We start from the raw sequence: 14321 nt of genomic DNA, 5'->3' as shown, positions 1-14321 counted from the left end.
GTGGTCAGGCGTGCACGGCCATCGCGTCGGCGAGCGCGATCACGCCCTCGGCGGTCTTCACGTGCGCGATGTCGATGTGCTGGCCCTCGAAGTCGACGGCGGCGCTGCCCGCGGCCTCGGCCGCCCGGAAGGCGGCGATCATCCGGCGCGCGTGGTCGACCTGCTCCGGCGTCGGCGAGAACACCTCGTTGGCGACCGCCACGTGCGAGGGGTGGATGGCGACCAGGCCGCGGTAGCCGAGGGCGCGGTTGTCCAGGCAGAACCGCCGACAGCCGTCGAGATCCTTGATGTCCTGCCAGACGCCGGTGACCGGGTGGTGCAGGCCGTTCGCACGGGCGGCGAGGACGAGCCGGCTGCGCAGGTAGAGCGTCTCCAGGCCGGCCGGGGTGAACTCGAACCCGAGCTCGCGGCCGACGTCGGCGTTCGGCCCGGTGGCCCCCAGCAGCGAAGCGACTCGCGGGCTGGCGCCCGCGATTTCCTCGCAGTGCGCCATCGAGGACGCGGTCTCGTAGGAGACGATCAGCCGCACGGCTCCGGGTTCGAGGCCGTCCCGCTGCTCGATGTGGGTGAGGACGGCGTCGAGGCGGACGATCTCCTGGGCGTCGAAGACCTTCGCGAGGAACAGCCCGGTCAGGCCCGGCCGGACGACTGCTTCGAGGTCGGCGCCGAGCAGGCCGCTGACCTCGGGATTGGCGCGCACCCACAGATCGGGCCGGGCGCCGTGCAGCCGGTCGATCGTCTCGGCGACCGTGACCCGGGCCTGCTCCTTCCCGGCGGCGGGAACGGAGTCCTCGAGATCGAGGATCAGGGCGTCCGCCCCGGACGCGACACCCTTGTCCGCCCAGGATCCCTTGTGCCCGGGGACGAAAAGCATCGAGCGGTAGGGCTTCATCGCATCTCCTTCGACATCCGGTGCTGAATATAAAATATATACTACGAGGCACCAGGCTGTCATCCCCCGCGGATCGCGCCCGCTCGAGGTCCCGGCCCGATCACCCCTGGTCGAACAGCGTGGTCGCCGGGTCGACCGCCGCGCCGCCGCCGTCGGCGACCAGGACGTGCCCGGTCACGATCGACGCGTCCGCCGACGCCAGGAACGCGCACACCGCGGCGATCTCCGCCGGCTCGGCCACCCGCCGCAGCGGGACGTGCTCGGCCACGCGGCGGTAGGCCTCCTCGACCGCGATGCCCTCCCGCTCGGCGAGGTACCGCATCGCGCCGTCGCCCAGCGGGGTGCGCACCCAGCCGGGGCAGACGCCGTTGACCCGCACGCCCCGCGGCCCGAAGTCGCGGGCCAGCCAGCGCACCAGGCCGATCACCCCCGCCTTCGCCGCGCTGTAGCCGGCGGTACCCGGCGGCCCCGAGAGCAAGCCCGCCGTCGACGCGAACAGCACCAGCGAGCCGCGGCGCGGAACCAGGTGCGGCAGCGCCTCGCTCGCCAGGTAGAACGAGCCGTGCAGGTTGACGTCGAACGCCCGGAACCAGGCGTCGTCCGCCTTCGGGCTCGCGGTGCCCGACACCGCCGCGCCCTGCGCCGCGATCACCGTGTCCAGGCCGCCCAGCTCGGCGACCGCCCGGCGGACCACCGCGGCGACCTCGTCGCGCCGGGTGCCGTCCGCGGGCAGGGCGAGCCCGCCGACTTCGTCCGCCACTACCTTCAGCCGGTCCGCGTCGATGTCCGTCAGGGCCACCTTCGCGCCGTCCGCGGCGAAGCGGCGGGCCGTCGCCGAGCCGACGCCGCCCGCCGCACCGCTCACCAGCACCAGCTTGCTCATGTCGCCGCCCTTTCCGCGGAACCGATGGCCGCGTATTCCTCGCGCAGCCGGAATTTCAGGATCTTTCCCGAGGCGTTGCGCGGCAGCTCGGTCACGAAGACGAAGTACCGCGGCACCTTGTACCCGGCCAGCCGCGCCCGGCAGAACGCCGCCAGGTCGTCCGGCGCGGCGCCCGGCTCCGGCACGACGATCGCGCAGCCGACCTCGCTGTAGCGCTCGTCCGGGACCGCGACCACCGCCGCTTCCCGCACCCGCGGGTGCGTCGCCAGCACCTTTTCGACCTCGGCCGGGTAGATGTTCTCCCCGCCGCTGCGGATCATGTCCTTCGCCCGGCCGGCGAGGTGCAGGAAGCCGTCCGCGTTGAAGTAGCCGAGGTCGCCGGTGCGGCACCAGCCGTCGTGGAACGTCGCCCGCGTCGCTTCCGGGCGGTTCCAGTAGCCCTCGCTCACCGCCGGGCCGCGTACCTCGATCTCGCCCACTTCGCCGACCGCGGCCGCGTCGCCGAGCGGGCCCACCACCCGCGCCTCCGCCAGCGGCACCGGGCGGCCGATGCTCTTCGGCTGCGCCAGGAAGTCCGCGTCCTCCAGGGTGGTCGCGATCGCGCCGCCTTCGGTGAGGCCGTAGACCTGGGTGAGCTTGACGTCCGGCCAGCGCCGCTTGACTTCCCGGGCGGTCGAGGGCATCAGCGTGTCACCGCCGAGGATCAGCCGCCGCACCGGCGGCGGCAGCTCGAGGCCGGGCTTGTGCAGGAGTTCGTCGAGCATGAACGGGAACAGCAGGCAATCGGTCACCCGCTCGGCACGCAGCACGGCGAGCAGCCGGTCGACCGTGAAGTTCCCCGAAGGCAGGAAGACGCCGCGGCCGTGCATCAGCAACGCGGGCGCGATCACCGCCTCGAACCCGCCCGCGTGGTAGGTCGGGCCGGGCACGAGCGCGACGGTGTCTTCGGCGAACTGCCACCGCAGGGCCTGGGCCGTCGCCACCGCGACGGTGTTCCGGTGCGTCCACACCGCGCCCTTCGGCGAACCGGTGGTGCCGGAGGTGTAGAGCAGGCTCATCGGGTCCCGTTCGGACAGCTCCGGCAGCTGGTCCCGGGACAGCGGCCGGTGTCCGCGAAGGACGTCGAACGGCCGCGCCCACTCCGGCACCACGCCGGTGTCCGGCAGCACCACGTACGTCCGCGCCGGCACCGGCTCGACGCGGCCGGCCAGGCTGCCGTGCACGACGACCACCGACGCTCCGGAGTCGGCCAGGATGAACTCCACTTCGGCGGGTGCGAGCCGGAAGTTCAGCCGGACGGTGATCAGCCCGAGCCTCGCGGCCGCGAGGTACAGCGGCACGTACTCGGGGTCGTTGTACAGCAGCAGGCCGAGCCGGTCGCCCTTGCGCAGCCCGAGTTCGCGCAGGGCGCGGGCGTAGCGCAGGGTCAGCTCGTCCAGCTCGCCGTAGGTGAGCCGGACCCGGGCGTCGAAGCTGAGCGCGACCCGGTCGCGCCGCGGCGCGGCGTCGAGGATCCACGGGAACGTCATCGCCGGCCTCCGAGCAGGATCTGCTTCAGCTCGGTGAACTCGAGGATGCCTTCCGGGCCCGCCTCGCGGCCCCAGCCCGACCCCTTCACCCCGCCGAAGGGCGCGGTGAGCGCCGGGCCGAACGCGTTGACCGCGACCGAGCCCGCCCGGATCCGGCGGGCGTACTCGACGCCTTTCGCCTCGTCGGCGGTGTAGACGCTGGCGGACAGCCCGTACGACGTGTCGTTGGCCAGCCGCAGCCCGTCTTCGGGGTCCGCGTACGTCAGCACGGCGGTGACCGGCCCGAACACCTCGTTCTGCGCCAGGTCGGAGTCGCGGGCGACGCCGGTGACGAGCGTCGGCTCGAACCACCAGCCGCCGTCGAACCCGGCCGGGCGGCGGCCGCCGGTCACCACGCGGGCGCCGTCGGCGACGGCACGGGCGAGGAAGCCCTCGGTGCGCTCGACGACCGCCGGCGACGCCAGCGGCCCGAGCTGGGTGCGCGGGTCCAGCGGATCGCCGATGACCAGGCCCTCCCACGCCTGCTCGAGCAGCGCGACGAACTCGTCGTGGCGCCGCTCGGGCACCAGGATCCGCGACAGTGCCGCGCAGACCTGGCCGCCGCCGCTGGTCGCGCCGGGGACCAGCGTCTTGAGCACGACGGCCGGGTCGGCGTCGTCGAGGATCAGCGCCGGGGACTTGCCGCCCAGCTCCAGGTGGGTGCGGGCGAACCGGTGCCGGGTGGCCTCGATGATCGCCTGGGCGGCCATCCGGCCGCCGGTCAGCGACACCATGTCGACGGCCGGGTGCGCGGTGAGCGTCCGGCCGAGCTCCGCGTCGCCGCAGAGGATGCTCAGCGCGCCCGCCGGGAAGCCGGCCCCGGCCGCGCAGTCGGCGACGATGCGCATGATCAGCTGCGATTCCACCGCGGCCTTGACGATCACCGGGCACCCGGCCAGCAGGGCCGGGAGGACCTTGCTGGCGACGGTGACCAGGGGGCCGTTGTAGGCGATGACGGCCGCGACCACGCCCGCCGCCTCGCGCCGCAGCACGATGGCGCCGAGCGCGGACTCGCGGGAGTCGTCGCACAGGACGTTCCCGGCGGACTCCAGCAGCGTCCGCCAAGCGGCGACCGCGGCGAACCTGTGCAGGGTGCGGCTGTAGCGGACCGGCATCCCGGACTCGACCGCCCACACGGTCCCGAGGTCGTCCAGGCGGGCTTCCATCGCCGCGCAGAACCGGCCGCAGATCTCGACGCGGCGAGCCACCGGCAGTTCGGCCCAGGTGGCCAGGGCGTCGCGGGCGGCCTGGACGGCGGCGAGGGCGTGCTTCTCGGACGGCAGCCCGACCTCGGCGACCGGGCGGCCGGTGGCCGGCGAGACGACCTCGCCGGAGTCTCCGGCGGCCACCCACTCCCCGGCCACGAACACCTCGTCCGGGTGCGGCACCACCACGTCGGCGACGATCACGAGCCGGCTCCCTTCGCCGGGAAGAACGGGCTCACCGGCCGCAGGAACATCGAGCCGAACGGCAGCTTCATGAACTCGGGCAGGACCATCTCCCCGGAGACCAGCTGCCGCTTGACGTCCTCGCGCATCGGGCCGAGGTCCCCGATGGTCTCGTAGATCGCCAGGTGGCTCACTTCGGGCGTCACGACACCCGGCAGCGGCTTGACGCCGGAGGTGACGAACCGCTGCGCGCGCACGAACCCCGGCGCGGCCAGGACCTGCGGGATGTGTTCCTCGTCGTACCACTTGTCGTAGGCTTCGGGCTGCTCCGGGCGCTCGCTGAAGACCAGCCAGAGATGCCGGTCGTCGAGGTCGGTGAGCCCGGCGAAGCGGTCGCTGTGGTGCGGTTCGCTCACCGGCTCCAGGAACAGGGCCGTGAACGGCTGGACCATGAACTCCGGCAGCACCATGTCGCCGGACATGAGCATCCGCTTGACCTCTTCGCGGAAGCCCGCGGGGCTGCCGTCCAGTTCGTACAGGGCCGCGTGCCCGAAGTCGACCGGTTCGGTGCCGGCCAGCGGCTTGGTGTCCGCGACCACGAACCGCTGGGCGCCGACCATGCCGGTCGTGTCCATCACCTGCGGGATGTGCTCTTCGTCGTACCAGCGGTCGAACGTCTCGCGTTCGCCGGTGAAGGTGCAGAAGGCGAAGAACAGCGTGCGGTGCTCGAAGGCGGGAATCATTCCGTTGTCCTCTTCGTCCGGAGTTTCGCGGTGGCCTGCTCGTCGACGCGCAGGCCTTCCGGGTCGTGGTGCGGGTCGCCGGTGACGACGACGCCGTAGTCGCGGGCGGCGGCCTCGACGCTGACGTACTCGTTGCGGACGTCGGCGAGCACCCTGGCCGGGTCGCGGGCGAACGGGTCGCCCCAGCCACCGCCGCCGTTGGTGACGCACCGCAGGACCGTGCCGGCCTTCGTCTGCCACACCGGCCGGCTGGCGAAGTAGTGGTAGACGCCGTTTTCCGGGTCCAGTGCCTTGGTTTCCGGGTCGAGCACGCCCGCGACGGGGACGCTGGCCGCGTAGACGTCCTTACCGGTGCCGAGCAGCCCCGGCTCGCGGTCGCCGGGCGGGAAGAACCACATCGCCCCGGCCGGGCCGGCCTGGCCGCCGTTGGCGCCCACGCCACTGGGCACCTTCGTCCGGAACGGCGAAAGGTAGTGGTTGGCGTCGGCCAGCCAGAGCGTGTCCTTGAGGTTCGCCGCGCCGCCGCGGAACGTGCCGGCCCCGCCGGTGTCGATCGCGTGTTCCTTGCGGAGCATGACGACCGGGGCGTCGTGCTCGATCGTCTCGGTCGCCGGGTCGAGGTTGTTCAGGAAGAACAGGACGGTGTAGCTGTCACCGTCGCCTTCCTTCGTGGCGCCCCACGGGCCGTGCTCGCCACCGCACTGCGTCGCGCTGGTCCAGGGGGTGCCGCCGGCGGTCAGGCCGGACGCGTTGTGCGTGTTCGTCGAGCCGTAGTCGCCCGCGACGCCCTTCGCGCCGAGCACCGGGTTGAGCGCGTCGAAGATCGCCGAGACGACCGCGCCGGACGCTTCCCAGAACATCATGATCCCGCCGTCCGGCGGCAGCGACGACACCAGCGTTCCGGGCGGCACGGCCAGGTCGATGGTGCGCCAGGTGCCCGAGGTGAACGGCACCTCGGGGTCCAGCAGCATCGTCAGCGCCACCCCGGCGGCGGTCTTGGCGTCGAGCACGCCGCAGTTGATGCACGTCCGCGCCTGCGCCGACGTGCCGGACAGGTCGACTTCGACGTCCTGCCCGCGCTTGCGCAGGGTGACGCGCACCGTGTAGTCGACGGTGTCGTCCAGGCCGTCGGCGTCGATGAGCGCCGAGCCGGTGTAGTCGCCGTCCGGCACCAGCGCGATGGCCTCGCGCATCCGCTCGGCCGAGGTGTCGCAGGCGTAGGCGAGGGTGCCGAGGTAGGCGTCGAGGCCGTAGCGCCCGATGTTCTCCAGCACGAGCTGCTCGCCGAGCTTGAGCTGCTGGTGGATGCTCTTGAAGTCCGGCAGCAGCATGCCGCCCCAGCGGGTGTTGTCGAAGATCAGGCTGAACGTCGAGCGCACCGGCTCGTCCCCGGCCCACAGCAGCATCGGCGGGATGACCAGGCCGTTTTCGTACACATTGGACTTCGTGGCGGAGAAGCCGCCGGGCACGGTGCCGCCCATGTCGAGCTGGTGGGCGCGCATGTTGACGAACGAGACGATCTCGCCGCCGGCGAAGACCGGGCGGATGAAGCACACGTCGTTGACGTGCGTGCCGCCGCGGTACGGGTCGTTGCAGATCAGCACGTCGCCCGGGGAGAGGTTCTCCGGCCCGTACTCCTCGACGGTGTTGCGCACGGCGTCGCCGAGCGTGCCGAGGAAGACGACCAGGCTGTTGCTCACCACCGCCATCGGGTACCCGGCCGACGGTGGGCCGCTGATCGTGCAGGCGAAGTCGTACCAGTCGCGGATGATCGGCGAGAACGCCTCCCGCATGAAGCCGGTCGACATGTGCTCCACCGCGTACCGCAGGCGGTTCAGGATGACCGCCGAGGTGAACCGGTCACCGCCGTACGCGGCGGCGAAGTCCTCGTCGGAGAGGTCGCGCAGACGAGTGTCCATGGTGGTCACTTCCTCCGGATGACGAGTTCGCCGTAGCGGCCGACGCTCGCGCGCTGGCCGGCGCCGATGTGCGTGGTGGACAGTCCTTCGTCCACGATGGCCGGTCCGTCGAGGACGTCGCCCGCGCGCAGCGCCGCGCGGTCGTAGACGGCGGCCTCCTGGGTGCTTTCGCCCTCGCCGAGGTAGCGCAGCTCCGTCGTGCGGACCGGCGTGAGCGGCTCGTCGCCGCGCCCGGGCACCTCGGGGTAGGTCACCTTCGGGGTGTCCAGCACCGCCCGCACGCGGAAGGTCACGCCTTCCACGGGCAGCATCTCGAAGCGGTTGCCCGACCGGCCTTCGTAGGTGTCGTGGAACGACGCGATCATCGCGGCGATGGCGGCCTCGTCGATCTCGCCGTCCGGCACCGGCACGAACGGCGTCTCCCAGCTCTGCCCGACCAGGTGGGCGTCCATGCTGCGGTGCAGCGTCACCCGGGTGCCCGGGTCGAGGCGTTCGCGCAGCCGGGCTTCCATTTCGGCGAACAGCTCGCCGATCCGCGGGGCCGCGTCCGGCGTGAGCACGAGGTAGGCGCTGCGGTTGACCGTGAAGACCTGGTCGGCCGACAGCAGGCCGAGCGCCGAGAACAGGCCGGGGTTCGGCGGCACGATCACCTGCTTGCAGTGCACGGTGCCGAGCACCGCGGGCAGCAGCATCGGGCCGGCCGCGCCGTAGGCGACGAGGCTGTAGTCGCGCGGGTCGACACCGTTCTTGATGGCGATGTTGAAGACGCCTTCGGCCATGTTGTTCACGGCCATCTCGTAGGCGTAGCGCACGCGCTGGGCGAGCGTGAACTCCGAATCGAGGTTCTCGAAAGCCTGCTTCGCCAGCTCCGGGTCGAGGGCGACCTCGCCGCCGGCGAACCGGCCGGGGTCGAGGATGCCGATCATCAGGCAGGTGTCGGTGGTGGTCGGCCGGGTGCCGCCCCGGCCGTAGCAGGCCGGGCCGGGGGCCGCGCCGGCGCTGTCCGGGCCGACCTGGATCTCGCCACCGGGCCCGACCGCGACGATGCTGCCGCCGCCGGCGCCGATGCTGGAGATGTCGTTGGCCAGCGCGTTGACCACGAGGTCGTGCTCCAGCTCGAACGTCGTGTTGACGAACGGCTCCCCCGCCGTGACGACACTGATGTCGCACGAGGTGCCGCCGACGTCGGCGCAGAGCAGGTCGGTCTCGCCGATGAGGGCGCCGAAGTGCGCGCACGCCACGGTGCCCGCGGCCGGGCCGGAGAAGACGATCCGGAACGGCTGCTCCATCGCCCGCCCGGCCGGGACGAGCGTCGCCGCGCAGTCGGCGAAGTTGAGCCGCCCGGTGAACCCGAGGTCGGCGAGGCCCTTCTCGAGCTTGGCGGTGTAGTCGGCGTAGATGATCTTCATGAAGGTGTCCACGACCGTGGTCGAAGCCCGCGCGTACTCCTTCGCCAGCGGCGAGACCTCGCTGGAGACCGAGCACGGGACGTCGCCGACGACCTCGCGGACCAGCTCGCGCAGCCGCAGCTCGTGCGCCGGGTTGACGTAGGCGTTGAGCAGGCAGATCGCGACACCGGAGACGTCGCAGCGCCGCAGCACCTCGAGTTCGGCGCGGGCCTGCTCCTCGTCCAGTTCGAACAGGACGCCGCCGCCGGCGGTGATCCGCTCGCGGATGCCGCGGCGCAGGTAGCGCTCGACCAGCGGGCGGGCGGCGTCGCCGAAGCTGCGCCGCCAGCGCGGGTCGAGGATGGCCGACGCGGGCCGCCAGACCCGTCCCATGTCGAGGATGTCGCGGTGCCCTTCGGTGGCCAGGAAGCCGATCTTGGGCAGCCGGCGGGTGATCACGGCGTTGAGGCCGTGGGTGCTGGCGTGGTTGAACACGGTGGCGTCCTCGACGCCGAGGGTCGCGGCGCCCTTGAGGACCGGCCCGTGGACCCCGGTGTAGTCGGTGGAGACCTTCGCCGTGCGGATGCGCCCGTCCTGGAGGGCCACCACATCGGTGAACGTGCCGCCGACGTCGACTGCGATCATCGTCGATCCCTTCGCTACAGCAGGTCGGAGAGCAGCTGGATCGGGCCGAGCCGCGACCACGGTTCGCGCTCGACCGACAGCAGGCAGTTCCGGCACTTGACGACCTGGAACCAGCCGCCTTCGGACACCACGGGGTAGCGGTGCAGCTCTTCGGCGCCGCACCGGGGACAGGGTCCGGCCACGGGGATCCGGTCGAGGACCGGAGCTTGTTCAGTCATGTCGCACAGCTTTCGGTGGTGTGCCGGAGGTCACTGGACGAAGGTGACCGTAAGTCCGGGGTGGCGGCCGCCACCATCCGTGCAGCGAAGCCGGCTGTCCACTTTCCGCAGGTGACGGCATCGCCGAGTCAAATATGATATATTCGAACGGTGGCTCAGCCGCTCAGCTTCCGCACCGCGGACCTCGACGTCGCGCGCGAACAGGTCACCAAGACGTTCGCGAGCCACGACGTGCACGTCGCCGACCAGGGCGAGCTGAAATTCCGGCTGGACATCGCGCCCGCGCCCCGCCTGACGATCGGCCGGATGTCCTACGGCGCGGACACCACGATCGTCGGCCCGCCGATGCGGCTGTGCTACCACGTCAACCTGCCGGTCACCGGCGAAAGCACGGTGGAGCAGAACGGTGTCCGCCGGACCTTCGCGGCGGGTGAGGCCGGCGTGGCGTTCGTGCCGCGCGCGCCCGTGCTGGTGCGCTGGAGCGCGGATTCGTGGCAGTACCACGTGAAGCTGCCGAAGGACCTCCTGGAGGCGCACGCGGCGAAGCTGACCGGGCACCCCGCCGGCGAGGAGATCCGGTTCGACCTGACGTTCCCGCTGGCGTCGAGCACGGGACAGGCGTTGGTGGCGACCGCGGGGTTCCTGTACGCCGAGCTGAGCCGCGAAGGCGGGATCTCGACGATCCCGGCGGCGTGCCACGAGCTGGAGTCGGCGTTGATGACGCAGCTGCTGATGACGGTGCCGAGCCAGCTCACCGAAAGCCTGCACAGCCGGCCGGCGCACACGCGGCATTCGAAGATCCGGGAGATCGTCGACCACATCGACCGCCACCCGGAGGAGGAGATCACGACGGCGGACCTGGCGGCGCTGGCGGGCATCGGAGCGCGGGCGCTGCAGGCGGGCTTCCACGACGTGGTGGGCATGTCCCCGACCGCGTACCTGCGCGGGGTGCGACTGGACCGGGTGCACGCCGAGCTGCTGGCGGGCGGCCCCCGTTCGGTCACGGAGATCGCGGCGGCGTGGGGCTTCTTCCACCCCGGGCGGTTCGCGCAGCAGTACCGGGAGCGGTTCGGTGCCCTGCCCTCGGAAACGGCCCGCCGGGCGCGGCACTGAACCCCGGCCGCGGTCGCTGCCGACACGGCCAGGCGCCGGGCGCGGCACCGAACCCCGCCACGATCACTGCCGGACGCCGGGCGTCGCACCGAACCCCCGCCACGATCGCTCCCGACACAGCCGACCCGCCAAGCGCGACACCGAACCGCCACAATCGCCCCCGACACAGCCGACCCGCCGAGCGCAGGCTGCCCGCGAACGAGCCGTCCGCGGCACTCCGGCCGCGCCGCGGACCACGGCCAGGGTCGCGCGGGGTTTCGGCAGGCCGGCCGATCAGGCGCGAGTTCGCGGGTCCCCGTGGCGTCGTCGGCGAGTGGCGGAGCCCGGGTCTCAGGCCGAGCGCCGCCGGCCTGAGCGCGCCGTCCATTCCCCGGCCAGCCGGTCCGGGTCCAGCACCTCCCCGGCCGGTGCCTGCGGCTCGCGCGCCGGGGTGCGGCTCAGGCGGGGCGCCGGGCGCGGGTGCAGCACCCCGCCGACCCGGGCGAACACCCCGCGCTCGCGGTTGTGCGGGTGCTCGGCCGCTTCGTCGAACGTCAGGACCGGGGTCACGCACGCGTCCGTGCCAGCGTAGATCTCCGCCCACTCGTCGCGTGTTTTCGCCGACACCGCCGCCGCGATCAGCGCGCGCAGCCGCGGCCACTCCGCGCGGTCGTCCTGCGCGGGCCAGCCGCTCGTGTCCGTGCCCAGGCGGGTCAGGAACTCGGCGTAGAAGTCCGGTTCCAGTGCTCCCACCGCGAGGTAGCGGCCGTCCGCGCAGCGGTAGGTGTCGTAGAACGGCGCCCCGGAGTCGAGGTAGTTCGTGCCGGGCTCGTCGTCGTAGCGGCCCGCCGCGCGCAGACCCTGCAGCTTCGCCGTCAGCAGCGCGACTCCGTCCACCATCGCCGCGTCGATCACCTGGCCGCGGCCCGAACCGCGTGCTTCGAGTATCGCGCACACGACGCCGAACGCCGCCACCAGCGCGCCGCCCGCGTAGTCGCCCAGCAGGTTGACCGGCGGCCGCGGCGGCTCACCGGCCCGGGCCATCGCGTGCAGTGCCCCCGACTGGGCCACGTAGTTGATGTCGTGCCCCGCCTGCCGGGCCAGCGGGCCCGTCTGGCCGTAACCGGTCAGCCGGGCGTACACCAGGGCCGGGTTGCGCCGCAGGAGCACGTCCGGGCCCAGGCCCAGCCGCTCGGCCACGCCGGGCCGGTAGCCTTCGAGGAACACGTCCGCCGCGTCGGCCAGCCGCAGCACGGTTGCGATCCCCGCGGTGCTCTTCAGGTCCGCCTCCACCGTATCCACGCCGCGGTTGGCGAGGTCGTGCTCGGGGGCCAGGCCCTCGGTCTGGCCCAGTGCCCGCCCGCGGCGGTGCGCCGGCCGCGTCACCCGGACCACCTCCGCGCCCATGTCCGCGAGCAGCATGCTCGCGAACGGCGTCGGCCCCATGCCGGCCAGCGCGACCACGCGCACGCCCGCCAGCGGCCCGGTCGTCTCGTGCTTCATCGGCTCTTCCTCCGCACATCATCGGGAGAACGTTGTATATGATGTTGGCAAACGATTTCAGGAGGTGCCGGGTGGCCGACAACCCGTTCAGGCCCCGCGGTGGCAACGGCCGGCAGCAGCTGCCCGAGGAAGTCGCCACCTACGTGCGCGAACTCATCATGTCGGGCCAGGCCAAGCCGGGCGAGTTCCTGCGCACCGAGCCGATCGCCGAAGCGGTGGGCGTCAGCAACACGCCCGTCCGCGAAGGGCTGCTTTCCCTGCGCAGCGAGGGTTTCGTCGAGCTGGTGCCGCGGCGCGGATTCGTCGTCGCGCCGGTTTCCCGGCAGGACATCCGTGATCTCTTCTGGGCGCAGGCGCAGTTTTCGTCGGAACTGGCCGCGCGGGCGGCGAAGAAGATCACGACCGACGAGCTCGAGCGGCTCGAGGCCATCAACGAGGACTTCGAGAAGGCCGTCGAAGCCGGTGACCAGGAGACCGTCGCCCGGCTCGGGCACGAGTTCCACCGCCGGATCAACCTCGCGGCCGGCTCGCACCGGCTGACGATGCTGCTCAGCTCCGTGGTCAAGCACCTGCCGAACCGGTTCTACGCCTCGATCGAGGAGCACGTCACCGCGACCCGCAACGACCACGCGGAGCTGGTCCAGGCGCTGCGCGGCCGTCACGCGCGGAAGGCCAGGACGATCGCCGAGCAGCACATCCTGGAGGGCGCGGACAGCGTCATCAAGATGCTGGAGGAGCGCGGCCTCTGGTCCGACGGCGAGTGATGGTCACGGGCGGTGCGGCGATCCGCGGGGCCGGGGATCCGCCGGGTGCGCCCCGGTCCGGCCACGGCGGCGTTCACGTTTCGTCCGCGTAGAGCACTCCGGACGCGAGCAGTTCTTCGACCCGGCCGGCCGGCAGCACCTCGCCGGCCACCGCGCGGGTGTCCGCGCCCACCTTCGGCGCCCGGCCGCCGCGGGCCGGGCGCGTGCCGTCGAACTTCCACGGCGGCCGCAGCAGGGCCAGCCCGTCCGGCTGGCGTTCGACCAGCTCCAGGTGCCCGACCTGCTCGTGCTCGGTGTAGCCGGTCATGGACAGCACCGGCGCGAACGGCACGTCGTTTTCGATCAGGACCTCCTGCCAGTGCTTCTCCGGTTTCGCGGCGAACTCCGCTTCGACGATCGGCACCAGGTCGAAATAGTTCGCTTCGCGGGCCCGGTATTCGGCGAACCGCGGGTCTTCGGTGAGGTCCATCCGGTCCATCGCGCGGCACAGCGAGGTCCAGAACTTCTGCGACGACGACAGGTGCACGGCCAGGTACTCACCGGTGGCGGTCGGCACGCAGAAGTTCTGCGCCTGCGGGTGCCTGCTGGTGCGGCTCGGATCGTGGCCGAGCTCGAAGGCCTGCGTGACACCGTCGGTGATGAGGACGCTGACCGCCTCCATGATGGACGTCTCCAGCCGCTGCGGCCGCCCGGTCTTCAGCCGCCCGACCAGCGCCGCCAGCACGCCTGCCGCCGTGCACAGGCCCGTCACCAGGTCGGCGCTGAGCCCGCCCGCGAGCTGCGGGTGCCCGTCGTCGCTGAACAGGGAGTACAACCCGCCGAAGGCGTGCCCGATCGTGTCGTAGGCCGGCCGGTTCGCCAGCGGGCCGCCGGAGCCGAAACCCGTCACCGAGCCGTAGACCACGTCGGCGCGCAGCGCCCGGCAGTCCTCCGGCCCGAGGCCCATCGCCGCGAGCTTGCCCGGTCGCAGGTTCTCCAGCACCACGTCGAACCGCGGCACCAGCGCCTTCACCAGCGCGACGCCTTCGGGGTTCTTGAGGTCGACCGAGAGGCTGCGCTTCCCGGTGTTGTACTGGCGGAAGTACGGGCTCCGGTCGTTCTGGTGCCGGCGGAAGTCCTCCCCCGCCACGGGTTTCTCGACCTTGACGACCTCCGCGCCGAGCGCGCACAGCATCGAGGTGCCGAACGGGAGCGCGATGTAACCCCCGATCTCCAGGATCCGGATGCCGTCGAGCGGCTTGTGCTGCATGCTGCCTGCCTTCCCGGGAATACGCACTACATATTTTATATAATTTTCGGTAGGGTCGGTCAAGAACGC

At 72.1% G+C, this 14321-nt stretch carries 12 protein-coding genes; 2 read left to right on the top strand and 10 right to left on the bottom strand.

Features of this window, described 5'->3' with window-relative positions:
- Positions 1-4: 4 nt before the first annotated feature.
- The 8 genes from BT341_RS23975 to BT341_RS23940 all read right to left on the bottom strand — a co-directional run bounded on the left by BT341_RS23975 (position 5) and on the right by BT341_RS23940 (position 9644).
- On the bottom strand, positions 5-892 hold the full coding sequence (locus BT341_RS23975) for an HpcH/HpaI aldolase/citrate lyase family protein (protein WP_072478416.1): 888 nt from the start codon (positions 890-892) through the stop codon (positions 5-7).
- 100 nt (positions 893-992) lie between these two features.
- Positions 993-1775 (bottom strand): SDR family NAD(P)-dependent oxidoreductase, encoded by a 783-nt coding sequence (locus BT341_RS23970; protein ID WP_072478415.1) that lies wholly within the window; start codon positions 1773-1775, stop codon positions 993-995.
- Positions 1772-3304: a class I adenylate-forming enzyme family protein gene (locus BT341_RS23965; RefSeq protein WP_072478414.1), complete on the bottom strand. Its 1533-nt coding sequence runs from the start codon at positions 3302-3304 to the stop codon at positions 1772-1774. The genes BT341_RS23970 and BT341_RS23965 overlap by 4 nt, the downstream gene beginning before the upstream one ends.
- Positions 3301-4752 carry an aldehyde dehydrogenase family protein gene (locus tag BT341_RS23960; RefSeq protein ID WP_177328886.1) on the bottom strand — a complete coding sequence of 484 codons (1452 nt, stop codon included), beginning with the start codon at positions 4750-4752 and terminating at the stop codon, positions 3301-3303. The genes BT341_RS23965 and BT341_RS23960 overlap by 4 nt, the downstream gene beginning before the upstream one ends.
- The gene (locus tag BT341_RS45465) at positions 4749-5474 is read right to left on the bottom strand and encodes a hypothetical protein (protein ID WP_072478413.1); all 726 of its coding nucleotides are present in this window, start codon (positions 5472-5474) and stop codon (positions 4749-4751) included. The genes BT341_RS23960 and BT341_RS45465 overlap by 4 nt, the downstream gene beginning before the upstream one ends.
- Complete coding sequence (locus BT341_RS23950; RefSeq protein WP_072478412.1) at positions 5471-7393, bottom strand: hydantoinase B/oxoprolinase family protein; 1923 nt, start codon at positions 7391-7393, stop codon at positions 5471-5473. The genes BT341_RS45465 and BT341_RS23950 overlap by 4 nt, the downstream gene beginning before the upstream one ends.
- Before the next feature lie 5 nt (positions 7394-7398).
- On the bottom strand, positions 7399-9426 hold the full coding sequence (locus BT341_RS23945; protein ID WP_072478411.1) for a hydantoinase/oxoprolinase family protein: 2028 nt from the start codon (positions 9424-9426) through the stop codon (positions 7399-7401).
- Between the two features lie 14 nt (positions 9427-9440).
- On the bottom strand, positions 9441-9644 hold the full coding sequence (locus BT341_RS23940) for a hypothetical protein (RefSeq protein ID WP_072478410.1): 204 nt from the start codon (positions 9642-9644) through the stop codon (positions 9441-9443).
- A gap of 150 nt (positions 9645-9794) precedes the next feature.
- Between BT341_RS23940 and BT341_RS23935 the strand changes: the two genes are divergently transcribed.
- Positions 9795-10757 (top strand): AraC family transcriptional regulator, encoded by a 963-nt coding sequence (locus BT341_RS23935; RefSeq protein ID WP_218177765.1) that lies wholly within the window; start codon positions 9795-9797, stop codon positions 10755-10757.
- Between the two features lie 330 nt (positions 10758-11087).
- Here the strand turns inward: BT341_RS23935 and BT341_RS23930 are convergent, their stop codons facing one another.
- Positions 11088-12239 carry a CaiB/BaiF CoA transferase family protein gene (locus BT341_RS23930; RefSeq protein ID WP_072478408.1) on the bottom strand — a complete coding sequence of 384 codons (1152 nt, stop codon included), beginning with the start codon at positions 12237-12239 and terminating at the stop codon, positions 11088-11090.
- 71 nt (positions 12240-12310) lie between these two features.
- On the opposite strand from BT341_RS23930, the gene BT341_RS23925 reads away from it, so the two are divergent.
- Positions 12311-13003, top strand: coding sequence for a GntR family transcriptional regulator (locus tag BT341_RS23925; RefSeq protein ID WP_072478407.1), 693 nt, complete (start codon positions 12311-12313; stop codon positions 13001-13003).
- Between the two features lie 73 nt (positions 13004-13076).
- Here BT341_RS23925 and BT341_RS23920 read toward each other — a convergent pair whose 3' ends face one another.
- Positions 13077-14252, bottom strand: coding sequence for a CaiB/BaiF CoA transferase family protein (locus BT341_RS23920; protein ID WP_072478406.1), 1176 nt, complete (start codon positions 14250-14252; stop codon positions 13077-13079).
- Positions 14253-14321 lie beyond the last annotated feature (69 nt).

The organism is Amycolatopsis australiensis (genome assembly GCF_900119165.1).
Classification (GTDB): domain Bacteria; phylum Actinomycetota; class Actinomycetes; order Mycobacteriales; family Pseudonocardiaceae; genus Amycolatopsis; species Amycolatopsis australiensis.
This window is presented reverse-complemented; position numbering and strand designations above follow the sequence as displayed.